The organism is Roseomonas chloroacetimidivorans (assembly GCF_049629625.1).
Taxonomy (GTDB): domain Bacteria; phylum Pseudomonadota; class Alphaproteobacteria; order Acetobacterales; family Acetobacteraceae; genus Roseomonas; species Roseomonas chloroacetimidivorans.
Window position 1 is genome coordinate 22,013 of the sequence record NZ_JBNBZS010000032.1, and the last position, 22,871, is coordinate 44,883.

A 22,871-nucleotide genomic window follows, 5' to 3' on the forward strand; every position below is an offset into this window, starting at 1 on the left:
TCGTTAATCTAGGGTAGGGAACACTGGTGATATTCGCGTGCGCGACGGCACCAAGGCTGCGGCACCTGTTGGTCATCCTGCCCAGTGACCGGTTTGGTGGCGCCGAAGCGCATACAGTGCGGATCTGCGCCGCCGCCGAGGCGACCGGGGTGGCCGTAACGGTTGCGGCGAACGGCGCACTGCATCCGCGGCTTGAGGCTCCGGGGCGAAGGCTGCTGGACCTTCCTGTCGCATGGCGCCGCGGACTGGTGGAGCGGGCACGCCAGGCCCAGGCAGAGGCGACCCGCGCGGCGCTCGCGGCCACGGCACCCGATGCAGCCCTGCTTCCCCTTCCCTGGCCCGACCGGGGCGGCGGCACCATGGTGGCCCTGGCGGAAGCTGGCCTGCCCACCATGGTGGTGGCCCATCTTGCCCCGCATCACCCCGAGGAAGCGCCGGGGCTAGATGACGAAGCGCTTGCGGCGGCAGGTGCCATGAGGGCCGACTGGGTGGCGGTCTCGGCACCGACCGGGGCGCGGCTCGCCCGCTTCCTCCATCTCGCGCCGGAGCGGATGACGGTGATCCCGAACGGGATCGACCCGCCCCCCGCCTTGGACCGCGAGGCCGAGCGGGCCGCCTTGCATGCGCGACTCGGCATCCAGCCGGGGACGCCGGTCGCGCTGTTCCTCGGGCGTCTGGAACTCGCCAAAGGGGCGGACCGGCTGCCAATGCTGGCGGAGGCCTTTGCCCGACGGACGGATGGGGTGCTGGCCTGTGCCGGGTCGGGCGCGCTGGAGCAGACATTGCAGCGTGCAGCGCCTCCCGGGCATCCGCTTCGCCTGCTGGGCCACCAGGCCCGGCCCGCCGGGCTGCTGGCCGCGGCTGATGCGGTCGTCCTGCCCTCCCGTCTCGAGGGGGCCCCTCTCGCCTTCCTGGAGGCTGCATCGGCCGGAGTGCCGGTCGCCGCTAGCCCGGAGGCGCTGGAGGCATTGGGGGAAATCGCCCCCAGGGTTGCGGCACTGGCCGATGCTGATGACCTCGCGGGGATGGCCGATGCTCTGGCCGGCGTCGCGCTCGGCACTCCCGGGACGGCGGAGCGGGCCGAGGCCGCCCGGCGCCTTGCGACCGCCTGGACTGCTGAGGCGATGGCGGCGCGCTATCTCGCCCGGCTGCGCCGCCTTGTCCTGTCGCCGCTTGGCGGCGGCGGGGGCGGATGAGATAACGCGGGCCGGCATGGGGCTCGGGACAAAAGGGGCGGATCACCGGATGCAGGCGCCCGCGAGGGGTGACGAAACCGGCGGAGCGGACGGCGTCGAGGTGGCGGTGGTTATCCCTAGCTTCCAGCAGCCTTTTCTGCTGGCCGAGGCCGTGGAGTCCGTCCTCGCCCAACGCGGTCCGCGCCGCGTCGCGGCGGTCATTGTGGATGATGGCTGCCCGATGCCTGAGACGCAGGAAACAGGCTTGCGCCTCGCCCGCGCCCATCCCGGCAGGGTTCACTATCTCCGGCGGGCGAATGGCGGGCTTTCCGCCGCGCGCAATACCGGGATTGAGTTCGCCCTGCGCGCCTGGCCCTCCTGTCGGGCCGTGTTCCTGCTGGACTCCGACAACCGGCTGGGGCCCCGGCTGATCGACCGGGCAGCCGCGCTGCTGGAGGAGTCAGGCCCCGCCACCGGCTGGGTTTATCCGGATTTCGACTTCTTCGGCATCCCCGAACATGCATCGGCCGCCGGGGCGCACAGCCTCTTTCTCCATCTGCTGGAGAACACGAGCGACGCGGGAAGCCTGGTCGCCCGTGCAGTCTTCGAGGCCGGGCTGCGCTTCGACGAATCCATGCGCCATGGCTTCGAGGACTGGGACTTTTGGCTGCGCGCCACGGCGGCCGGGTTCCGGGGGCGCCACCTGCCCGTGGCGGGCTTCCGCTACCGGCGGCGGGCCGGCGGCATGCGGCTGGCGGCCGAACGCCGGCGCGCCGGCATCCTGGAGGGTATGCGCGACCGGTCCCGGACGCTGCTCGACCCTCGGCGCCTGCTGGCACTGGAAGCCGCGGAGGTTCCGCGATTCCTCCTGCACCGGTCGGGCTCCGCCATCGCCGAGCCTGTGGTGGACCCACTCCGCCCGGTTCTTCCGCCCCTGTCGCGCGCCGCAGCGCGCCGGCAGACGGTGGAGGCGAGCCGGCATCCACAGGCCGTGCATGCGCCACCCTTTCCCGTCTTCGCCTCCGATGCGGCGCTCCACGCGCTCTCAGAGGGGCGGCTGCTCCACAACCTGCTCTGGCAGGCCGAGATCCTGCTGCGCCGCGTCGACGCGGTGGCCGTCACCCTGGCCGGCGGCAAGGATGACCATCTGACGATCGAACGCGCGGGTGGCCCGGTGCCGGGTGATACCGCCCTCCTCGTGCTGCGCGGCGCCACTTGGCAGGAGGAGGCCGCGCTCGGGACGCGGTTCGAGGCCGTGGCACGGCGCGCGGCGACTCTCCGCATCACCCTGCCCGCCGGCCTGGCCCATGAGGTGCCGCCCGTATTGGCCGAGGCGGCAGCGGAGTTCACGGCGCTGGCGGAGGCCTTCGCCACGCGCCATCCCGAGCATGGCGAATGGCGCAGCGACTGGCGCCGCCCCCGCGCCGCCGCCCATCAGGGCTATCGGGAACTGATCAACGCCGGCGCCGTCCTGCCCTGGCTGGCACCGGTGGATGGACGGGACATCGCCCTCGCGGTGCCGATCTTCGAGCTGGGCGGCGTCGAGAAGGTGGTCACGAATTACGCGCGCGTGCTGCGGGACCGGGGCTGGCGGCCCCATCTCGTCGTCACCGGCGCGGACCGCGCTTTGTTGCCAGAGGAGGCGCGGGCGGTTTTCGAAACCGTGCAATTTCCTCAGGCCGGCGGAATTGAGGGAAACGACCCGGTGGCCGCCCATCTCGGCGCACCGCTGCCAGGGATCACCGACACGCGCGATGCGCTGGGACAACTGGCGCCCATGCACGCGATGCTCGCGACCCATGCCCAGGGCGCCCACGCGCTCGCTGGCGCCCTGCGAGAGCTCGGCGCCACCTGCATCGCCGGGCTGCATGTGGTGGAGCGGGACGCTGCCGGCGCGCCGCTCGGCAGTCCACATGCCCTGCTGGCGCATGAGGCGGGTTATGATCTGGTAGCCGTGGTCTCGCACGGGCTGCGGGACTGGTGCCTCGCCCAGGGCCTGCCTGCCTCCAAGATTGTCCTGGTGCCCAACGGCCCCGGCCATTCCGCCGCACCAGGGACAGCGGAAGCCGCGATGGCAGAGCGGGAGCTCCGCCAGGGGCCGCTCCGTGCGCTGTTCCTTGGCCGCTTGGACCCGCAGAAGGGACTGGACCGGCTGCGCGATATCGTGGCGTTGACGCCGGGTGTGCAGTGGCGAGCCGCCGGGCGGGCGGTGCTCGGGCAGAAGCCCGATGGGATTCCCGGCCTTGCGGTGGAACCGCCGCCGGATGGGCCGGCGGCGCTCGATGCGCTTTTCGCCTGGGCGGATGTTCTCGTCCTGCCCTCCCGGTTTGAAGGCTCCCCACTGACGATCCCCGAGGCGCAACGTATGGGCTGCGTGCCTCTGGTCACCAGGACCGGCGCGGTGGACGAGATGGTGACCGACGGGCTGGATGGATTCCTGATCCCGGCCGGGCACGATCCTTCCGTCGCCAATGATTTCGCCGCCCGGCTCGCCGCCCTGGCTGCGGACCGTGGGGCGCTGCGTGCCGCCGCCCGCGCCGCCTATGCCCGCGCCGTGGCGCTGCCGGGATGGGACATCCGGATGCACGACCTTCTCGCCCGCCTGAACAAGGATCCCGCCCCGTGACGCTGCGCGCCGATCCCGCTCATCTGCCGCGCTTAGCCGGCGCATCGACCATCGTCATCGTAGCCGAGGGGGTGATGGACCCCTCCCCGCTTGCCGCTGCGGCGCTGGATGTCTGGATGGTTTCCAGCCGCGATGGCGAGATGCTGCTGCATCCCGCCGGCACCCGTCCCCCCGCCGCGGCGGAGGCCGTCGCTCTGGAGACCCCGCCAACCGGGGCCCTCGCTCTGGTGGCCAGCGAGCGCATCCGGATCGCTCCCGTCACACGCTGGTGGACCGAGGCGTCAGGTCTGCCCGCGCCGCCTTTCATCCTGGCCGGCACCGGCCAGCTGGCGCTGCCCGGGCTGCTCACCCTCCTCGCCGGGGAGCTCTCCGCCACGCGCGCTCGCGAGGCCGAGGCCGCCCGCGCCCTGGTGGTCGCACGACAGGAACTGGAGGAGACGCGGGAAGCCATGGTGGGGGTGTCTCGCCTCCTGGCGCATCGCCCGCCTGTCGCTCCCCGGGTGGTCCTGTCCGGAGAGGCCGGGGACGGACCCCCGGTGGAGGCGCCGGCGCGTCATATCATGGGCACCGGCCTTGCGGGGCTCGCGGCCATCGCCGTGCATGTCGCGGCCCCCGGTCAGGGAAGCGGCCTCATGCGCCTCCGGCTTCTGGGCGCGGAGAGCGACCAGGTCGTCGGCTCCTGGGCAGTGCCGGCCGGGGCGCTGCCCGAGGGCTGGCTGCTTCTCGACCTGCCGACGCCGCTCGGGCCGCTGAAAGAGACGGCGGTACTGGAAGTGACGGCCGAGGGCGACGGCGTGCCCGCCTTGTCCCGCGATGCGCGCTGGGCCGGTGAGGAGGGCGAGCACCCGCTGGCCCTGCGAGCCTGGGCTGGAGCGCCGGGCGATCGCTATCTGGCCCCCGCCTTCTGGGCACCGGACGAGATCGGGCTCGCCTTGCCGCGCGCGGGCATTCCGCTCGCCTTGCCCGCCGCCGCCTGGGAAGCGGCGCGACCGCTGGAAGGCCGGGCCGAAGCCGTGGCTCTCGGGGAGGAGGCGCCGCGTCCTCTGCTGCGCGCGGCCGCCCATGAACGGTCGGTGCTGTTGCTGCCGTTGATCCAGGCGCCCGGACTTGACCGGGTTCGGATCACCTTTGCCGAACCGAGCAGCGATGGTGGTTCCGTTGCCGCCTGGGTTCAGCCGGCCGATGCCGACCATACGAGCGTCGTCGCCCTGGAGCGGCCTGGGCGAGGCGCGTCCTGGACGGGCTGGCGGCCTCTCGCGGAGGACGGGGCGACGTTGACCCTGCCCCTCTCTCCCCTGCTGGAGGGCCGCGCGAGCCTGGCCATCGGTGTCCGGGCCGGTTCCTCGGCGATCGATGTGGAGGTTAGCCGGGCCGTGCTCTCCGCGGAGCGACCCGGTCAGGCGCCGGCCAGCATCCCCGATCTGGCGGAAATGGCTTCTCCCTCCACCCCGCCGCAGTTCAAGCCGTCCGCCGAGCCCGTGGGACCAACCCTCGTCGCGCCCGCCATTCCTTCAGCACCGGAGCGCCTGGCCGCGCATCCGGCTGAGGCCCCGGCCCTGGCCGTCACTGGGGCGGATCCCTCCCCCGTACCACCCAGTCCTGTCGCGGCCCCGGCGGAACCCACGCGGCCGGCGGCGGTTGGCCCGGCGCCTGCAGCGCCCCGCATCCGGGCGCGGTACGAGACGGTGCGCCTGCACCAGCATCTGCCCGGCGCATCCTACCAGCATGTCGACCTGACGGTGGTGAGTCTCACCTCCGGCGCGGCGCGCTGGGCCTCGGTGCGCGTGAAATTCGCGCTGAAGGATGGGGAACCCAGGATGGAGTTCCGTCAGGCCCCCGGCTGGCCCCATGTGTTCCGGGACTGGCTGGGCCGGGCGAGCGACAAGTTCGGGCCCTTCCTGCGCATTGCCCTGCCGGAACTAAGGGAGTTCCTGGGCAGCATCACCGATGAGCGCGACGCGGCGATGATGCGGGCCCTGATCGCCGTCCTGCCCCGGGCCATCGAGGATGGCTGCCGACAGGCCGGTCTCTCTGTCGCGGATACGGCGGATTGGGTGGCGAAGGCGAAGCAGGTTCAGGAAGAGGAAGCGTTGGTCGCCTGATTCCCTGGGGCCAGACGCGGCCCCCGGCCCGTCGCCGGGCCGGGGAGACCGGGGTTCAGACCCGCTCGATCACCATGGCGATGCCCTGGCCGACACCAATGCACATGGTGCACAGGGCGTAGCGGCCGCCCCGCCGGTGCAGTTCATGCACCGCGGTCTGCACCAGCCGTGCGCCGCTCATGCCCAGCGGGTGGCCGAGGGCGATGGCGCCGCCATTCGGATTCACATGCTCCGCATCATCCGGCAGGCCGAGGTCGCGCGTCACGGCCAGGGCCTGGGCGGCGAAGGCCTCGTTCAGCTCGATCACATCCATGTCGGAAAGCTTCAGGCCGGCCTTCTCCAGCACCTTGCGCGTGGCGGGGGCCGGGCCGAAGCCCATGATGCGGGGCGGCACGCCGGCCGTGGCGCTGGCCACCACGCGGGCGCGCGGGGTCAGCCTCTGCTTCTTCGCCATGGCCTCGTCGGCCAGGATGATGGAGCAGGCGCCGTCATTCACGCCCGAGGCATTACCGGCCGTCACGCTGCCGCCCTCCTTGCGGAAGGGCGTGGGCAGCTTCGCCAGAACCTCGGCGGTCGTGTCGGGGCGCAGATGCTCGTCCTGGTCGAAGACCACCGGGTCGCCCTTGCGGCGCGGGATGGTGACGGGGACGATCTCCTCGGCGAAACGGCCGGCCTTCTGGGCGGCACCGGCGCGCTGCTGGCTGCGCAGCGCGAAAGCATCCTGGTCGGCGCGGCCGATCTGGAAGTCCTGGGCCACGTTCTCGGCAGTCTCCGGCATGGAGTCCACGCCGTACTGCGCCTTCATCTTCGGGTTCACAAAGCGCCAGCCGATGGTGGTGTCATAGATCTCGGCGTGGCGGCCAAAGGCCTCGGCGCTCTTGCCCTGCACGAAGGGCGCGCGGGTCATGCTCTCCACCCCGCCGGCAATCATGAAGGAGGCCTCACCCGCCTTGATGGCGCGGGCTGCGATGCCGACGGCATCCATACCGGAGCCGCAGAGACGGTTCACCGTGCTGCCGCCGATCGTCTCGGGCAGGCCGGCGAGCAGCAGGGCCATGCGGGCGACGTTGCGGTTGTCCTCCCCGGCCTGGTTGGCGCAGCCGAAGACCACGTCGTCCAGCGCGGCCCAGTCCACACCCTCGTTCCGCGCCATCAGCGCCTTCAGGGGCACCGCCCCCAGGTCGTCAGCACGCACGGCGGAGAGCCCGCCGGCATAGCGCCCGATTGCGGTGCGGGCGGCGTCGCAAATAAAGGCTTCGGCCATGGCGTCCTCCGGAGGTCTGGTGTCCCCGTCAGGAAGCCCATCCCGGCCGCTCTGCCAAGGGGGCTGGACGAGAAGAAGTCGGCCCTCCCGGTTGGCTCCGGGCTCAGCCGTCCTGCAGGATCGCCCCCATGAGTTCAGCGCTCTCACCCTGAGGGCGGAGATGGAGTGTCAGTCCGGTGCCCCGAAGCTTCCACGCCTCCGACTCCAGCGCCCTGCGCAGGCGCTGGACCGCAGTGTCCGGCACCGCGATGGCCCAGGTCTTGGGCCCGGGGCCCGGAGCCGGAAGCACGGCGGCCCGCGCCTCGCTGGCCATGATAGCCTCCAGCCGCCTCGCGATGAGCGCGCGGCGGGCCGCGCGGGCAGGTGTGGCGGAGGCACCGCCCGCCAGGCCGCCATCTCGCGCGCGGAGCCAGGCCGCGTGGCGCGGTATGTCCTCCCGCAGTTCCAGCCCGACTTCACGGCAGCCGCTCAGGACCCGCAGCGCCGCGGCGAGCCGGGACTCGCGGGCCACCAACCAGGCCCGGACATCGGCCAAACCGCCGAATTCCAGTGGCTCCGGCAGGCGGAGGGCTGCGGCGGGCAGCCGGACAGAATACGAGGGCATCGCCACCAGCCCCGTTGCTCGTCCGGCGCGAACAGCGAGGTGACCAGCCGCGCCGCGCGGCGCGATCCCGAGGAGAAGCAATGTTGAATCGCTGTCCATGCGGGGAGCATGTGATGCTACGGTGAAGGAAGAGTTGATGCCCGGCCCTCCACACGTGGTGACAGCCCTTCCACAAACCGGTCATCGAATTGTAGTCTGTCCGCAACACGGGGCCGCTAACCCCGGGCCACCCACCTTGAACAGGGAAGGAATCTCATGCGGCGTCGCCATCTGGCCGCCGGCGCTTTCGCGCTGGCCGGCCTCGTTTCCACATCTTTCGCCGCCCGCGCGCAGCAGCCGACCGAAATCCAGTTCTGGCATGGGCTGAGCCAGCCCGCCGGGGGGCAGCTCGAGCAGATTGCCGCCGATTTCAACGCGAGCCAGAACCAGTACCGCGTCGTGCCATCCTTCCGCGGCAGCTATCCTGAGACGGTGGTGGCTGCGATCGCCGCCTTCCGGGCCAGCAGCGCGCCGCATATCGTGCAGATGTTCGAGGTGGGCACCGGCACGATGATGTCGGCCGGGCGGGCCATCAAGCCGCTGCACGAGATCATCGCCGAGACCGGAGTCGCGATCGATACGCGTGACTTCATCGGCCCGGTCGCCGGCTATTACAGCACCGCCGACGGCAAGATGATGGCCCTGCCCTTCAACAGCAGCACGGCCATCGCCTTCTACAACAAGGATATGTTCCAGCGCGCCGGATTGGACGTGAATTCCTTCCCCGCCACCTGGCAGGGTGTGGAGGAGGCCGCACGTAAGCTGAAGGCGGCGGGCATCGCCTGCCCCATGACCACCTCCTGGCCGAGCTGGCTGATGGTGGAGCAGCTGCTCGCGATCCATAACGTGCCGCTGGCGAGCAAGGCCAATGGGTTCGAGGGGCTGGATGCGGAGCTGAACCTGACCAATCCGCTGCTCGTCCGCCATCTGACGAATCTGGTGAACTGGCAGAAGGAAGGGCTGTTCCGCTATGGCGGCCGGGACTCCGCTGGCGATCCGCTCTTCCCCGCCGGCGAATGCGCCATCAGCTTCGCCTCCTCGGGCCTGCGCGGCCGGATCGAGCGGGAGGCCCGGTTCCAGTGGGGGGCCGCCATGCTGCCCTATTACGAGGGTGTGCAGGGTGCGCCGCGCAACTCCATCATTGGCGGCGCCGCCTTCTGGACAATGAACCGCGGACCGAATGCGCGCCGTTCGCCGGAGGAGCTGAAGGGGATCGCGGAATTCTACCGCTACGCGACTAGCCCCGCGGTGATGGCGAAGTGGCACCAGGACACCGGCTACGTTCCGGTGACCCGGGCGGCCTATGAGGCCACCAAGGCATCCGGCTACTACCAGCGGAACGCGGGCGCGGATGTGCCGATCGAGCAGATGCTGCGCGGCGGCGACCCCACCCCGAACAGCCGCGGCATCCGCCTCGGCGGCTTTATCGAGATCCGCAACATCATCCAGGAGGAGATGGAGCGGGCCTTCCAGGGCCAGGCCACGCCGGAACAGGCATTGGCGAGCGCGAACAGCCGCGGGAACCAAGTGCTCCGTAACTTCGAGCGCACCAACAGCCGCGGCAACTGATCATCCTGCGCCGGGCGGGGAGGACCCGCCCGGCGCGACGAAAGGCGCCATGCAGAAAAAAGTCATCTTCCGTGGCACGCTGCTGCCGCTTTCCCTGCTGGCGCCGCAGCTGGCCGTGACCTTCGTGTTCTTCTTCTGGCCTGCGGGGCAGGCCATCTACCAGTCCCTGCTGCGAGAGGACGCCTTCGGCTTCTCCCGCGAATTCGTGGGGCTCGAGAACTTCCACGAGGTTCTGACCGACCCGAACTGGTTGAACGCGGCCTTCAACACCATCGTCTTCTCGGCCTGCGTTGCTGGCCTGGCGTTGGGGATCGCATTGTTCCTTGCGGTACAGGCGGACAAGTCGCTGCGCGGGGCGACCGTCTATCGCAGCCTGCTGATCTGGCCCTATGCGGTCGCGCCGGCGGTGGCCGCGGTGCTCTGGCTCTTCCTGTTCCAGCCGCAGATCGGCCTGATCGGGCGCGGGCTGACCGCCATCGGAATACCCTGGGATTACCGGTTGAACGGTAACCATGCGATGATCCTGGTCATCGTCGCGGCTGCCTGGAAGCAGCTGGCCTACAACTTTATCTTCTTCCTCGCGGGGCTGCAGGCGATTCCGGCGAGCGTGCTAGAGGCCGCGGCCATCGACGGGGCTCGCCCGGCCCGGCGCTTCTGGACCATCATTTTCCCCCTGCTCTCCCCCACCACCTTCTTCCTGCTGGTGGTGAACCTCACCTATGCCTTCTTCGAGACCTTCGGGATCATTCACGCCCTGACCGGCGGTGGCCCGGCCAAAGCGACGGAGACGCTGATCTACAAGGTGTATATCGACGGCGTGGAGAACCTGAATCTCGGCTCTTCCTCCGCACAGAGCGTGATCCTGATGATCCTGGTGATCGGGCTCACGGCCATCCAGTTCCGGGCGGTCGAGAAGAAGGTGCATTACTGATGTCCGGCGCTGTCCTTCCTGCGCCGGTCCTGGCGGAGCGCAATGACGCCCTGCTTCGCGCGACGCGGCGCCGTCGTGTCCTCTCGCGGCTCCTGGCGCATGCGGCGCTGATCATCGGTGTGCTGATCGTCGCCTTCCCGATCTGGATGACATTGGTGGGTTCGACCCATGATTCCGGCACCATCGGGCGCGGCGAGGTGCCGTTGCTGCCCGGCCGTCATGCGCTGGAGAACTACGCGACGGCCTGGAACGAGGGCGGTGGCCGGAATCACACCACGCCGGCCTCGCTTATGCTGTGGAACAGCCTGCTAATGGCGGTGCTGATCGCGGTGGGGAAGATCGCGATTTCCATCCTCTCCGCCTATGCGGTCGTCTTCTTCCGCTTCCCCGGCCGTATGGCGGCCTTCTGGGCCATCTTCATCACCTTGATGCTGCCGGTGGAGGTGCGGATCATTCCGACCTTCCAGGTGATCGTGGATCTCAGCCTCGGCAATACCTGGGCCGGGCTGGTCATCCCGCTGATTGCCTCCGCCACCGCCACCTTGCTGTTCCGCCAGTTCTTCCTGACCATCCCTGACGAGTTCGTGGAAGCGGCGAAGATCGACGGGGCCGGCCCGTTGCGCTTCCTGCGAGACGTGGTCCTGCCGCTCTCCCTGACCAATATCGCCGCGCTCTTCGTGATCCTCTTCATCTATGGCTGGAACCAGTATCTCTGGCCGCTGCTCATCATCAACGACCGTTCGATGGAAACCATCGTGGTCGGGTTGTCGAAGATGATCGGCAAGGGCGACTCCCAGAATGAATGGAACACCATCATGGCCACGGCCGTGCTGGCTCTGCTGCCGCCCGTGCTCGTCGTGGCGCTGATGCAGCGCTGGTTCGTGCGCGGCCTGACCGAAACCGAGAAGTAAGACCATGGCCACGCTGTCGCTGCGCGACGTGAAGAAGTCCTTCAACGCCACCCAGGTGCTGCATGGCATCGACCTGGACGTCGCGGATGGCGAGTTGATCGTGATCGTCGGTGCCTCGGGCTGCGGGAAGTCCACCCTCCTGCGGATCGTGGCGGGGCTGGAAACGGCGACCTCTGGCCAGGTGGTGATCAGCGGGCGGGATGTGACCGGGCTGGAACCCGCCGACCGCGACATCGCTATGGTGTTCCAGAACTACGCGCTTTACCCGCATATGACGGTGTTCGGGAACATGGCTTACGGCCTGAAGATCCGGGGCCTTCCGCGCGCGGAAATCGAGAAGCGCGTGCGCGACGCCGCCGAGATCCTGGGCATCGGGCCGCTGCTGGACCGCAAGCCGAAGCAGCTCTCCGGCGGGCAGCGGCAGCGCGTGGCGATGGGCCGGGCGATTGTGCGGGAACCCGCCCTCTTCCTCTTCGATGAGCCACTCTCGAACCTCGATGCCAAGCTGCGCGTGCAGATGCGGGCCGAAATCCGACGGTTGCAGCGGCGGCTCGGGGTCACCTCGCTCTTCGTAACCCACGACCAGGTGGAGGCGATGACGCTGGGCGACCGGCTGGTGGTGATGAATGCCGGGCGCCCGGCCCAGGTCGCGCCGCCGATGGAAATTTTCTCCCGCCCGGCGGACATCTATGTCGCGGGCTTCATTGGCAGCCCGGCCATGAACTTCATCCCGGCCTCGCTGGACCGCGACGGCGAGGCCGCGCGGCTGGCGGATGGGGTGCTGATCCCCTTCGCCGATGGCCCGCGCGCCGGGCCGGGAGGGATGCCGCTGACCCTGGGCATCCGGCCGGAGCATATGGAGCCCGGCGAGGGGCCGGGCGCGATTCCCCTGGCGGTCGAACTGATTGAGCCGCTCGGGTCCGAAACGGTGGTGCATGGCCGCACGCAGGACGGCATGGCCTTGACTGTGCGCCTGCCCGGCGCTTTCGCCGGCGCAGTCCTGCCCGTGCGCCTGCCTTCGTCGCGACTGCATGTCTTCGACGGCGAGACCGGGCGGCGGCTGGATCCCTGACTGTGCGCTTCCCTCTTCCGGTGCCGTCCGGCGGCGGCTACGCATCGGCTTGATGGACGCCACACCCCACGAAACCCCCGCCCTCGCGACCCTGCGGGAGAATGCCGCGCGGCTGTGGCACGACGGCCGCCCGGCCGAGGCCGCGCGGCTTTACGGAGAGGCCGCCCGGCTTGCGGCTGATCCGGGCGAGGCGCTGCTCTGGCAGGGGCACGCCCTCCGAGCCGCCGGCCAGCATGAGGCCGCACTGGAGGCCTATGCACGTGCGGCGGCAGAGGCTCCGGCAGAACCCGACCCGCACCGGTATCGCGGCCATGCGCTTTTGCTGCTCGGGCGACGGGCAGAGGCGAGCCAAGCCTACTCGCTTGCCCTGGCGCTCGATACAGGTCGGGACGCCGGGGTCGAGGCGGAAGCGGCGCTCCGGCGCCTGGAAGAGGAAGCGACGGCCCCACCAGAGGCGCCGAGGCCGCCACGGCCCGCAACCCCGGCGTCGTCCCCTGCACCGCTGCCTGCCGCGGACGCTTCGGAAACTGTCCAGCCGGCCACCACGCCGCTGGCGGGCGGCGTTCGGGCCTTGGTGCATTTGCCCCGGCCCTCGCCCGCCGCTCCGCCCCAGCCGCGACCGGCTACCCGCCTGGCCCCGCCGCCTCGGCCGCGCATGGCCATGCTTCGGGCTGGCGGGGCGCCGATCCGGGCCGCCGCGCACCCGGCCGGGCTTGGCCTCGCCTTCGACCTCAGCGACCTGCTGTTGCACTTCGCCCGCCGCCGGACGCTCACGGGTATCCAGCGGGTTCAGGCAAGTCTGATTGGCGCGGCGCTGCGGACGGGGCTGGATGCGAGTTTCCTGGCCTTTGCCGGCCCGCGGCCGGCCTGGCGCGCCCTGCCCACGGAGTCCCTGAAACATCTTCTCTCCCTCGCGGCAGCGGGCTCGGATGCTGAGGAGCCGGCCTGGATCGCTGCACGAGACGCGGTGACCGAGGCAGCCCTGGCCGGCCAGGCTCATTCCTTCCCACCGGGCGCTACCCTGGTCAGTCTCGGCAGCCCCTGGGGCATCCCTGACTACTTCCGGGGCGTGCGCGCCGTGCAGGCAGGCTCTGGCTTGCGCTATCTTCCCTTCCTGCATGATTGCGTGCCGCTCGTCATGCCTGAGCACTGCGTACGTACGCTGGTCCAGGATTATGCACGCTGGTTCGCGGCCCTTGGCGTCCATGCGCAGGGCGTGCTCTGCAACTCCGAATGCACCCGGGCCGATGGAAGGCGCTTCCTGGAGGCGCTGCTGCCTGGGCTGGACCTGCCAATGGCGGTGATCCCGCTGGACGCCGATCCACGTGGCGGCATGCCGCCCGACCCTGCGGCGCTGGAGGGCACGCGCGCGCCCCGGCCGCCCGAACCCTATGTCCTTTTTGTTGCAACGGTAGAGAGCCGGAAGGACCATCTGACGGTTTTCCGGGCCTGGCTCACCCTGCTGCGCCGGCATGGGCCTGCACGCATCCCGCGCCTGGTCTGCGTGGGCGCGGAGGGCTGGCACGCTGAAGCGGCACTGGCCCTGCTGGCGGGCAGCCCGGAGCTGTCGGCCCATGTGGTGGTGCTGCACGAGATCTCCGACGGCGCGCTCGCCGCCCTGTATCGGGATTGCCTCTTCACCCTCTACAACTCGCACTACGAGGGATGGGGGTTGCCTGTCACCGAGAGCATCGCCTGGGGGAAGGTGCCGGTGGTACCGGCCCATTCGGCCCTGGTTGAATCCGGCGCCGGAGCGGCGGTCTTCGTGGAGCCGCAGAGCGAGGGCGCCATGGTGGCGACGGTAGAGCGCCTGCTCTTCGAGCCCGGCGCGCTGCCAGCGGCGGAGGCTGCCCTGGCCGCCCGCGGCCCGGGGCGCGGCTGGGAGGCGGTACTGGCGCAGCTCGTTTCGGCCGTGGAGGAACTGGTCCAGGCACCAGCGACGCCGCTGGTGGAGCGGCTGACTGTGCCCTTCGGGATGCGCCTTTTGCTCCGGCGTTCCGACAGCATAGTGCCTGACCTGGCGACCGCCCTTTCGGAGGTAGTGCGGGAGGGGGCCGGATGGCGCGCGCCCGAAGACTGGGGTACGCCGCTGGCCGGCGGCATTGCCAGGCTGCGACTGCCTCTGCCGCCTGGGGCCGCCGGTTCCCTGCGGCTGCATCTGGAGCTGCGCGCCGGCGAGAGCGGGCCGATTGGATTGCGGCTTTTCGCGGATGCGGCCCCCGCTGGTGCAGCAACGATCCCCGATCCTCCGCACGGGGATTTTGCCACGGCCCTGCCGGTGCAGGTGGCCGAAGAGACCCGCGTGTTGGAACTGGAGTTAGACACGCCGCCCAACACCGGCCTGCGTGGGCTGATGCTCTGCCGCGAGGACGACCTGCTGGCCAGGCTGGAATTCCTGGAAGCGCAGCGTCTTCCGCAACCTGTCGGCTAAGGCCCTGAATGAAGCCCTGAATACAGCCAGAGGTTGCTGGAGTGTTAACGCCGGGTCCGCGAGGCTGGGTTATGACCTTCGCCCCCCGGCCCCTTCGTCATAGGCGCGCTGTTCGGCTGTTAACCACCAATTTACGCCTGTCCGCCACCATTCTGCACATGATCAGCACCAACTCCCTGGCCGCCTTCACGCAGGACGTGGCCCGGGCCGCAGGGATCGGCCAAGTAAAGCCGGTTCGCGCGGCCGGGGGCCAGCAAGGCGGGGCCGAGCCTGCGCCCCGCGTGCTGCAGGCCGTCCCTCCGGCACCGTCCACCCCCCTTCCTCGCGGCTCCTTGCTCGACCTGCGGGTCTAGAGGATCCCGCCAGGGCTTGTTACGTAAGGTAGCCGGCGCCATTGTCCGGAAATGGCCGGACAGTTTGAGAAAAGGCGCCATGAAGGGGACGACCGGGACCGGCTGACCTGCCGCGATTGCGGCTTCATTGCCTACGAAAACCCCAAGGTTGTCGTCGGATCGGTCGTGGCCGCCGGTGACTCGGTACTCCTGTGCCGGCGCGCCATTGAGCCACGTCGCGGCTTCTGGACCCTTCCTGCCGGCTATCTCGAGATGCATGAGACCGTGGAGGAGGGCGCGCGACGCGAGGCCTGGGAAGAGGCCCAGGCGCGGATCGCAATCGAGGGTGTCCTCGCCGTCTATTCCATCGCCCGGCTTGGGCAGGTGCAGGTGCTATTCCGGGCGAGGCTGGAGGAACCCGGCTTCGCGGCCGGCCCGGAAAGCCTCGAGGTGCGCCTTTTTGCCTGGGATGAGATTCCCTGGGAAGAGATTGCCTTCCCGACCTCCCGTTGGGCGTTGAATGCCTGGCGCGAGGGAGCCGGCCATCCCGGCCCCGCCGTGCTGAATCCAGTCGAGGATGTCCGTGGCACGCGCCCCCTTCCGGGCGCCATTCTGGCCGGAGGAGCGGGATGATCGCCAGCCTTGCCCTGACTGTTCTGCTGATGGGGGCACCGCAGGGTGCCTCCTCGCCCGGACCGGGAACTGGGTTGCTCCAGCTGGTGCAGGACGCCGCGCCGCAGGCCGAGCCCCCAAAAGCAGCGCCGGCCCGTCCGCGCCGGCCCGTCCGGCGCCGCGCCGCCCGTCGCCGGGCGCCGCCGGTGGCCGAGGCGCCCATTCCGGCGCCCCCTGCCCCGCCCCCGGCGCCCCAGGCGGATATCGCGCCGATGCCCAACCGTGATCTGGAACCGCCGCGCCGGCTTGCGCCGCAGACCACCCAGGTCCGGCCCGATCTCATCCGACCGCGCAACCTGCCCGACAGCCGCGTGCAGCCCGACAACGAATACACCCGCGATCGGGACAGCCTGTTCCGCGAACCCGCCGCAGGCGCGCGGGTGCAGATCCCCTTCTCCTACTGAGGGGCTCGCCCCGCCCTGCCGGGCGACCAGACATCATCCGGCCTGGACCAGAGCAGAGGATCGCGGAGGCCTTTCGCCAGGGCTTCGGCCATGGCCTGCAGAATGCGCTCACCCTTCTCAGCCGTTGCGGCACGTGGATCGCCGCGCACGCCAGTGCCGGGCGCACGCTCGGCAAAGGACCAGAAACGCTGGAAGGCGCTGCTGCCGACAGAACGGCCGCCATTCGACAGGGCGTTGGCGATCTGGTCCTGGCGCACCTGGTCGGGCTCCAGCGCCAGGAACAAGCTCGTCTCAGCCTCGCAGGCATGCATGGTGCCGGACTGAGTTTCCAGGATGCCGGCTATGGCGGCCGCCGCCGCATTGTGGATCGTCGCGGTAACCACGGGGATGCCCATCTCGGCACCTAACTCCCGCGCAATCACCATCAACGGTTCGACGTTGCCACCATGAGAGTTGGAGAGGAACAGCTTGCGGAAGCCGCAGGCCATGATCGACCGGGCAATGCAGGCGATCACGGCCTGCATGGTCTTGAAATCCAGGCTGATCGTGCCGCCGAAGGGCAGGTGATGCTCGCTGATGCCCTGCCACATGGGCGGCAGAACGATGGCCGGCGCGTCCTCCGCGACCAGCTCGGCGGCGCGGATGGCCGTGGCATGGCCGATCAGGCTGTCCGTCCAGACCGGCAGATGTGGACCATGCTGTTCGAGCGCCGCGACGGGCAGGATCACCACCGCGTCGCGGGCGGCCCATTCATTGATCTCGGCGGCGGTCAGCCGCTCCCAGCGGACTTCCCTCATGCGTCCAGGCCCACCAAGGAGCGCGCATAGTCCCGCGCCGCGAAGGGGCGGAGGTCGGCAGCGGTCTCGCCCACGCCAACCGCGTGGACCGGCAGGCCGAATTCTTCCGCCAGGGCGACGACCACACCGCCCTTCGCGGAGCCGTCGAGCTTGGTCACGATGAGACCGGTCACGTCCACCATCTCCCGGAACACCTTGCACTGCTGCACGGCATTCTGGCCGGTGGTGGCGTCCAACACCAGCAGCACAGAATGCGGCACGTCCGGATCCAGCTTGCGGAGCACGCGCACGACCTTCCGCAGCTCCTCCATCAGCCCAGCCTTGTTGTGCAGACGGCCGGCGGTGTCGATCAGCAGGATGTCGGCACCTTCTGCCCGGGCTCGCTGCAGCGCCTCATGCGCCAGGCCGGCGGCGTCCGCCCCCTCCTTGGCCGGAGCGACAACGGTGCTGCCGGTGCGCTCGCCCCAGATCTGGAGCTGCTCGACCGCCGCGGCGCGGAAGGTGTCGCCGGCGGCCATCATCACGCGGCGACCCTCGGCGCGGTAGTTCTGGGCCAGCTTGGCGATGGTGGTGGTCTTGCCCGTGCCGTTCACGCCGACAACGAGGACGACATAGGGTTTCTTTCCCCAGTCCGGCCGCAGTGGCTGCGCGACCGGCGCGAGGATCTCGGCGATCTCCTCGGCAAGCGCGGCCTTCACCTCATCCTCGCCGACCTCCTTTCCGAAGCGGGTGCGGCGGAAGCCTGAGACGATGCGCTGGGCAGCGGGGAGGCCGAGATCGGCCACGATCAGGGTCTCCTCCAGCTCCTCCAGTGCCGCGTCATCCAGGCGGCGCTTGCGAAAGAGGCCGGTGAGGTTCTCGGTCAGGCGGGCCGTGGAGCGGGAGAGGCCGGCCTTCAGGCGAGAAAAGAAGCCGCCGCCAGTGGTTAGGGCTGGCTCGGGGGTGTCTGGTGCTTCGGGCGGCTCCTCGCGCGGAACATAGTCCGCAGGTGGTGCCAGGGGCTCCGGTTCGGGCGGGGTCGGCAGCGCCACGCGGGGCTCGCCCACATCCGGCTCCGGCGGAATGCCGGGCATGATGGGGCGCGGCGCCTGGGGGAACCCGCCCTCCTCAGCCGGAACAGGGGCGGTAACCGGCGGGGAAAAGCCCGGCACCGGGGTTACGGGGGGCAGGAGGTGATCGGGCTGCCGGGCCTGGATCGGCGGGGGCGAGACAGGCGGCTCGCCGATGGCCGGATCGGGTTCCGGCACCTGCGGCGGCGGCTCGGGTTCGCGGACCGGGTCCGGCTCTGGGGCAGGCGGCGGCGGGATGGAGGGCTCATCCGGCTCGATGGCCGGCGGGTTTGGCGCGGGCGTGGTGGCACGGCCGGTCAGCCGGCCCCACAAATCCTTCAGGGCCATGGGTTGTCCTTTGCGGTCGCGCGAATCACGCCGGGAAGGCGTCCAGTTCGATCATGCCGGTGAACGCTGTAGCGGTGGGACCCGACATGAGCACATGGCCGTCATCCCGCCATTCGATGCGCAGATCGCCGCCCGGCAGGGACACCGTCGCTGAACGCGCGGAAAGGCCGCGGCGGGCGGCATTGACCAGGGCGGCGCAGGCGCCGGTGCCGCAGGCCAGCGTCAGGCCGGCGCCGCGTTCCCAAACCACCAGGCGCAGGTGATCGGGGGCCAGGACCTGTACGAATCCAATATTGGCGCGCTCGGGGAAGAGCGGGTCATGCTCCAGGGCCGGGCCGATGCGGGGGATGTCCAGCGGGTCCAGCCTGGGCACGAAGAAGGTGGCGTGCGGATTGCCCATGGAGCAGGCCGCCGGATCAGCCACGCCATCAGCCGAGAGCGGCAGGTGCAGCGTATCCATTTCCCGCGCGAGCGGGATATCGCGCCATTCCAGGCGGGCCGGGCCCATATCGACGCGGATGGTGCCGTCCGGCAGGCGCTCGGAGGGAAGATCGCCGGAAATGGTGCGGATGGCGGCGCTGTCCTTGGCGGCCTCGGCCATCACCAGTTCGGCCACGCAGCGCGTTGCGTTGCCGCAGGCGCCGGCCTCGGAGCCGTCGGGGTTACGGATTCGCATGAAGACATCCGCGCCATCCCTGCCGGGCTCCATGACGATGAACTGATCGCAGCCGATGCCGGTGCGGCGGTCCGCGATGGCCGCCGCGCGGGCGGGGGTGATGGGCAGTGGCGTCGCGCGGGCGTCCAGCACGACGAAGTCGTTGCCAAGGCCGTGCATCTTGCGGAAGGGGATGATCATCGCGCGGCCGATATAGGCGCCACCGGGCCGCGCCGGAAGCGGCGCGACCGTCAAGCCGTGACGGGGTGCGAACGCCCCCTGCTCTTTCCTACCCGGCCGGCGATGGAGTCGGGTCCAGTGTGTTGGCTGCTCCCGCCTCGCCCGGCAACAAGGTCGTGAGGAGATCCGGCGGCACCGGGTCGAAGCGCAGCCCTGCCTCGACGAAGAGGCGCGCGGAGATATGGCCGCGCCGGTCCCATTCGGATCTGGTGCCGTTCCGCGGCGCAGCGGCCACCACGCGGCGAATGCCGGCCTGGATGGAGAGCACGGCGCAGTGATTGCAGACCGGCTTACCCACCACATAGAGCGTGCAGCCCCGCGCCTCCCGCCCCGCGAAGAGGAGCGCGGATTGCTCGGCATGGACCATCATGTCGAGCTTGGTGGGCTTGTCGGAGAGGCGGTCCAGGTCGTCCTCGATCCGCGTCGGGAAGCCGTTGAAACCGGTCGCGACGATGCGGTTCAGCTCCGGCGCCACGATCACGGCACCGACGCGGCCACGCGGGTCCTTGGACCAGTGCCGGATATGGGCGGCGAGCCCGAGATAGCGCCGGTCCCAATGGGTAAGTGCCGTGTCCTGCTCCTGCGTCATCTCTCCTCCCGTGTCCGGACCACGGTGACGTTGCATGGGGCCTTGGCTGCCACCTCCCCGGAGACGGAGCCCAGCACGCTCCGCAGCATCGAATTGGCCCGCGCGCCCATCACCACATGATCCACCCCGTTCGCCTCGGCATATTCCAGCAGGGCATCGGCGGCGCTGGAACCCTCGAGCACATGGAAGGTGATCCGGTCCTCCTCCAGCCCCAGGGGGCCTGCCCAGTGACGTAACTCTGCCAGGCGTTGGATACGGGCGGAGCGGCCAGCCTGGTCCAGCGGGGCGTCGCCGGGCAGCAGGGCGCTCGTCAGCAGCACGTTCAGGCAGGCGACACGGGCCCCCGGCAGCGTGCGGAGCACGTTGCTGACGCTGTTGCGGATAGCCTCGGCCAAGGCTGGCGACTGGTCCCGCAGGTCCAGCGCCACGGCGACGATGGGATAGGTATGAGCCGTTGCCGCATGGCGGCCGTAGCGCGGGGTGCGCTCGCGGTTGACCCAGCGTTCCAGCACGGTGAGCCAACCGTCCCGGCTCTTTCGCGTCGCGCGCGGCGTCAGGCGGACGGCCTCGGGATTACGCAGATCGAAGGCGAGCTGATTGGCGGTGGGGTGGCGGCGGGCGGGGTCCACCTCCAGGCAGCGCAGGATGATCTCCTGCAGCCAGGGCGGAATTTCCGGGCGCAGGCGGCGGGGCGGCACCGGGTCACGCCAGAGGCGGCGGCGCACGGCGCGGAGATGCAGCGGCTCCCCGAAAGGCAGCACGCCGGTAACGAACTGGTAGAGCAGCACGCCGAGGGCGAAGATGTCGCTGCGCGGGTCGCTGCGCTGCCCCAAGGCCTGCTCAGGCGCCATGTAGGGAGCGCTGCCATAGGGAATGCGCAGCTCCTCCTCGATCAGGTCGGGCAGTCGGCCGTGATGGGACAGGCCGTAATCCACCAGCACGGCATCGCCGCGCAGCCCATCGGGCGTGGGGCGGAAGAGGATGTTGGCAGGCTTGATGTCCAGGTGCGAAACGCGCTGGCGGTGGATGTCCGCCAGGGCAAGCGCGACCTTGGCGCCGATCGTGACCACCTCTTCCACCGGCAGCGGCAGTTCCCGCTGGCGGGCGAGGAGCGAGGGACCGGGAATGCGCTCCATCGCCAGATAGGGCTGCGGCGCCTCGAAGCCCGCCGAGGCGATGAAGCGGGGCACATGCGGGCCGGTCAGGCGTGGCAGGATCATCTGCTCCATCTCGAAGGAGACGATCTGCGCGGGATCGCCGAGATGGACGAAGGGAAGTTTCACCAGCAGCGGAAAAGGATGGTCCGGGTGCGTCGCCCCGAAGATGGCGGACATGCCGCCCTCATGGATGGGCGCGCCAAGCGTGAAGCCGTCCAGCACATCGCCCGGCCGGGGCTGGCGGAAAGCCACGCGTCAGGTGCCCGTGTAAAGGCGGTCGGCCAGGGAGGTGGGCAGGCCGGCGCGGCGGATCTTCTGGGCTGCCGTCTCCACATCATAGGGCACGCGCATCCAGCAGAGGTCCTGCGTCTCGGGGTCCAGCAGGGCGTAGCAGGCGGCGGGGTCGTTGTCGCGCGGCTGGCCGACCGAGCCCATCACGGCGAGCCACCGGCGCGGGCGGGAGAGCGGGACGGGTGAACCGGAGCTGGGGATGAAAGCGGAGAGCTTTTCCGCCGCGGTGAGGCCGAAAAGGCGGGGGACATGGACATGGCCGCAGATCGTGACCCGCGCCGGGGTAGCGTCGAGGCTGCGGCGCGCCTCCTCGGCGCTGGTGATGTAGCGCCAATCCTCCGGCACGTCGGCGGAGGCGTGGACGTAGAGGCGGTCCTCCTCCGCGTGCTCGAGGGGAAGCGTCTTCAGGAAGGCAGCGGCGTCAGGGGAGAGTTGGTCGCGGGTCCAGGCGATGGCCTCGGCGGCGCGGCTGCTCATGCGGGAGTCGGGCCGGAAAATCGCCTGGTCGTGGTTGCCGAGGATGGCGATCGCGCCGTGGGCGATGCGGTCCATCACGGTACGAAGACACCAGGCGGGGTCGGCGCCGTAGCCGACGATGTCACCAAGAAAGACATAGCGGGTCGCGCCGGCCCGGCCAGCGTGGTCCAGGCAAGCGGAGAGGGCCTCGCGGTTGGCGTGGATATCGGAGAGGAGGGCAATCATGTTCGGCTCAATCTGGCCCTCCATGAGAACGGACGCCAGAAACAGTCGGTTTCTGGAGGATGTCATCCCGTCCATGATCGGACATCCGGGCGTTCCAGGCCACATGCGGACCAGCGGGCTCAACCTTGCCGCACCGGTTGCAAAGGGATGCCGCACCCCCTATACCGCGCCCTCCCACGCGCCCCGGGCTTCTCTGGGCTGCCCGGCCGTGGTCCCGGCCCCCGCCGCATGGTGCGGCCCGCTTCCGCAAGGAAGCGGCGCAAGGTGGGGTCGTCCATCCCCCGACCATAGGAGGACCAAATGCCCAAGATGAAGACGACGTCTTCGGCCAAGAAGCGCTTCAAGATCACGGCCACGGGCAAGGTGCTCGCCGGCCCCGGCAAGAAGCGCCACAACCTCTCCGCCCGTTCGCAGAAGGTGAAGCGCCAGAACCGCGGCAATCAGGTGCTGCGCGATCAGGACGCGAAGACCGTCATGCAGTGGCTGCCCTACGGGCTGTCCCGGTAAGCGAGAGGAGACAGTTCCATGGCTCGTGTTAAGCGCGGCGTTACCGCCCACGCCCGTCACAAGAAGGTTCTCAAGCAGGCCAAGGGCTTCGTCGGCCGGTCCTCGACCGCCTACCGCCCCGCTCTTGAGCGGCTCGAGAAGTCGCTCCAGTACGCCTATCGCGACCGCCGCAACAAGAAGCGCGAGTTCCGCGGCCTGTGGATCCAGCGCATCAACGCGGCCTGCCGTGAGCACGGGATCGTTTATTCCCGTTTCATCGCCGGGCTGAAGGCCGCCGGGATCGAGCTGGACCGCAAGGTCCTGGCCGCGATCGCCTATGACGACGCCACCTCGTTTACGGCCCTCGTCGAGAAGGCCAAGGCGTCCCTCCCCGCTCAGGCCCCCGCCGCCTGAGCCCGGTGCCC

The 22,871-nt window shown here is 70.0% G+C and carries 21 protein-coding genes and 1 pseudogene; 14 read left to right on the forward strand and 8 right to left on the reverse strand.

Features of this window, described 5'->3' with window-relative positions:
* The first annotated feature begins 26 nt into the window (after nt 1-26).
* From ACO1BU_RS21300 to ACO1BU_RS21310, 3 genes are read left to right on the forward strand one after another with little or no spacing between them, the layout of a single operon-like run.
* Complete coding sequence (locus ACO1BU_RS21300; RefSeq protein WP_424137984.1) at nt 27-1,196, forward strand: glycosyltransferase family 4 protein; 1,170 nt, start codon at nt 27-29, stop codon at nt 1,194-1,196.
* Nucleotides 1,197-1,245: 49 nt separating this feature from the next.
* The gene (locus ACO1BU_RS21305; RefSeq protein ID WP_424137985.1) at nt 1,246-3,801 is read left to right on the forward strand and encodes a glycosyltransferase; all 2,556 of its coding nucleotides are present in this window, start codon (nt 1,246-1,248) and stop codon (nt 3,799-3,801) included.
* Nucleotides 3,798-5,903 (forward strand): DUF6212 domain-containing protein, encoded by a 2,106-nt coding sequence (locus ACO1BU_RS21310; RefSeq protein WP_424137986.1) that lies wholly within the window; start codon nt 3,798-3,800, stop codon nt 5,901-5,903. The genes ACO1BU_RS21305 and ACO1BU_RS21310 overlap by 4 nt, the downstream gene beginning before the upstream one ends.
* 55 nt (nt 5,904-5,958) lie before the next feature.
* On the opposite strand, the gene pcaF is transcribed toward ACO1BU_RS21310, so the two are convergent.
* Nucleotides 5,959-7,167, reverse strand: a complete 1,209-nt coding sequence (gene pcaF / locus ACO1BU_RS21315; RefSeq protein WP_424137987.1) for a 3-oxoadipyl-CoA thiolase — start codon at nt 7,165-7,167, stop codon at nt 5,959-5,961.
* A 103-nt stretch (nt 7,168-7,270) separates the two neighbouring features.
* Nucleotides 7,271-7,870 carry a hypothetical protein gene (locus ACO1BU_RS21320; RefSeq protein WP_424137988.1) on the reverse strand — a complete coding sequence of 200 codons (600 nt, stop codon included), beginning with the start codon at nt 7,868-7,870 and terminating at the stop codon, nt 7,271-7,273.
* 156 nt (nt 7,871-8,026) lie between these two features.
* On the opposite strand from ACO1BU_RS21320, the gene ugpB reads away from it, so the two are divergent.
* The 9 genes and pseudogenes from ugpB to ACO1BU_RS21365 all read left to right on the forward strand — a co-directional run bounded on the left by ugpB (nt 8,027) and on the right by ACO1BU_RS21365 (nt 16,132).
* Nucleotides 8,027-9,379, forward strand: coding sequence for a sn-glycerol-3-phosphate ABC transporter substrate-binding protein UgpB (ugpB, locus tag ACO1BU_RS21325; RefSeq protein WP_424137989.1), 1,353 nt, complete (start codon nt 8,027-8,029; stop codon nt 9,377-9,379).
* Between the two features lie 49 nt (nt 9,380-9,428).
* Nucleotides 9,429-10,310 carry a sn-glycerol-3-phosphate ABC transporter permease UgpA gene (gene ugpA / locus ACO1BU_RS21330; RefSeq protein WP_424137990.1) on the forward strand — a complete coding sequence of 294 codons (882 nt, stop codon included), beginning with the start codon at nt 9,429-9,431 and terminating at the stop codon, nt 10,308-10,310.
* Nucleotides 10,310-11,221, forward strand: coding sequence for a sn-glycerol-3-phosphate ABC transporter permease UgpE (gene ugpE / locus ACO1BU_RS21335; RefSeq protein WP_424137991.1), 912 nt, complete (start codon nt 10,310-10,312; stop codon nt 11,219-11,221). Before ugpA ends, ugpE begins: the two co-directional genes overlap by 1 nt.
* Nucleotides 11,222-11,225: 4 nt before the next feature.
* A complete protein-coding gene (locus ACO1BU_RS21340; protein WP_424137992.1) occupies nt 11,226-12,293 on the forward strand; it encodes a sn-glycerol-3-phosphate import ATP-binding protein UgpC in 1,068 nt (355 codons plus the stop codon).
* 52 nt (nt 12,294-12,345) lie between these two features.
* Nucleotides 12,346-14,724: a glycosyltransferase gene (locus tag ACO1BU_RS21345; RefSeq protein WP_424137993.1), complete on the forward strand. Its 2,379-nt coding sequence runs from the start codon at nt 12,346-12,348 to the stop codon at nt 14,722-14,724.
* Nucleotides 14,725-14,882: 158 nt separating this feature from the next.
* Nucleotides 14,883-15,077, forward strand: coding sequence for a hypothetical protein (locus ACO1BU_RS21350; RefSeq protein ID WP_424137994.1), 195 nt, complete (start codon nt 14,883-14,885; stop codon nt 15,075-15,077).
* Nucleotides 15,078-15,125: 48 nt separating this feature from the next.
* Nucleotides 15,126-15,203, forward strand: a pseudogene (locus ACO1BU_RS21355) (NUDIX hydrolase); the annotation flags it as partial.
* Complete coding sequence (locus ACO1BU_RS21360; protein ID WP_424138021.1) at nt 15,204-15,689, forward strand: NUDIX hydrolase; 486 nt, start codon at nt 15,204-15,206, stop codon at nt 15,687-15,689. It begins immediately after the preceding pseudogene.
* Nucleotides 15,686-16,132 carry a hypothetical protein gene (locus ACO1BU_RS21365; RefSeq protein WP_424137995.1) on the forward strand — a complete coding sequence of 149 codons (447 nt, stop codon included), beginning with the start codon at nt 15,686-15,688 and terminating at the stop codon, nt 16,130-16,132. Before ACO1BU_RS21360 ends, ACO1BU_RS21365 begins: the two co-directional genes overlap by 4 nt.
* On the opposite strand, the gene ACO1BU_RS21370 is transcribed toward ACO1BU_RS21365, so the two are convergent.
* The 6 genes from ACO1BU_RS21370 to ACO1BU_RS21395 all read right to left on the reverse strand — a co-directional run bounded on the left by ACO1BU_RS21370 (nt 16,126) and on the right by ACO1BU_RS21395 (nt 22,026).
* Nucleotides 16,126-16,929 carry a creatininase family protein gene (locus ACO1BU_RS21370; RefSeq protein ID WP_424137996.1) on the reverse strand — a complete coding sequence of 268 codons (804 nt, stop codon included), beginning with the start codon at nt 16,927-16,929 and terminating at the stop codon, nt 16,126-16,128. The two genes, ACO1BU_RS21365 and ACO1BU_RS21370, sit on opposite strands and share 7 nt — an antisense overlap.
* Nucleotides 16,926-18,002: a signal recognition particle-docking protein FtsY gene (gene ftsY / locus ACO1BU_RS21375; RefSeq protein ID WP_424138022.1), complete on the reverse strand. Its 1,077-nt coding sequence runs from the start codon at nt 18,000-18,002 to the stop codon at nt 16,926-16,928. Before ftsY ends, ACO1BU_RS21370 begins: the two co-directional genes overlap by 4 nt.
* A 349-nt stretch (nt 18,003-18,351) precedes the next feature.
* Entirely contained in the window at nt 18,352-19,182 is an 831-nt protein-coding gene (dapF, locus tag ACO1BU_RS21380) for a diaminopimelate epimerase (protein ID WP_424138023.1), read from the reverse strand.
* An 88-nt stretch (nt 19,183-19,270) separates the two neighbouring features.
* Nucleotides 19,271-19,810 carry a deoxycytidylate deaminase gene (locus ACO1BU_RS21385; RefSeq protein ID WP_424137997.1) on the reverse strand — a complete coding sequence of 180 codons (540 nt, stop codon included), beginning with the start codon at nt 19,808-19,810 and terminating at the stop codon, nt 19,271-19,273.
* Nucleotides 19,807-21,219 (reverse strand): protein kinase domain-containing protein, encoded by a 1,413-nt coding sequence (locus tag ACO1BU_RS21390; protein ID WP_424137998.1) that lies wholly within the window; start codon nt 21,217-21,219, stop codon nt 19,807-19,809. The genes ACO1BU_RS21385 and ACO1BU_RS21390 overlap by 4 nt, the downstream gene beginning before the upstream one ends.
* A 3-nt stretch (nt 21,220-21,222) precedes the next feature.
* A complete protein-coding gene (locus tag ACO1BU_RS21395) occupies nt 21,223-22,026 on the reverse strand; it encodes a metallophosphoesterase family protein (RefSeq protein ID WP_424137999.1) in 804 nt (267 codons plus the stop codon).
* A 234-nt stretch (nt 22,027-22,260) separates the two neighbouring features.
* Between ACO1BU_RS21395 and rpmI the strand changes: the two genes are divergently transcribed.
* Entirely contained in the window at nt 22,261-22,467 is a 207-nt protein-coding gene (gene rpmI, locus ACO1BU_RS21400; RefSeq protein ID WP_377117310.1) for a 50S ribosomal protein L35, read from the forward strand.
* Nucleotides 22,468-22,485: 18 nt separating this feature from the next.
* The gene (rplT, locus tag ACO1BU_RS21405) at nt 22,486-22,860 is read left to right on the forward strand and encodes a 50S ribosomal protein L20 (RefSeq protein ID WP_424138000.1); all 375 of its coding nucleotides are present in this window, start codon (nt 22,486-22,488) and stop codon (nt 22,858-22,860) included.
* Nucleotides 22,861-22,871: the final 11 nt, after the last annotated feature.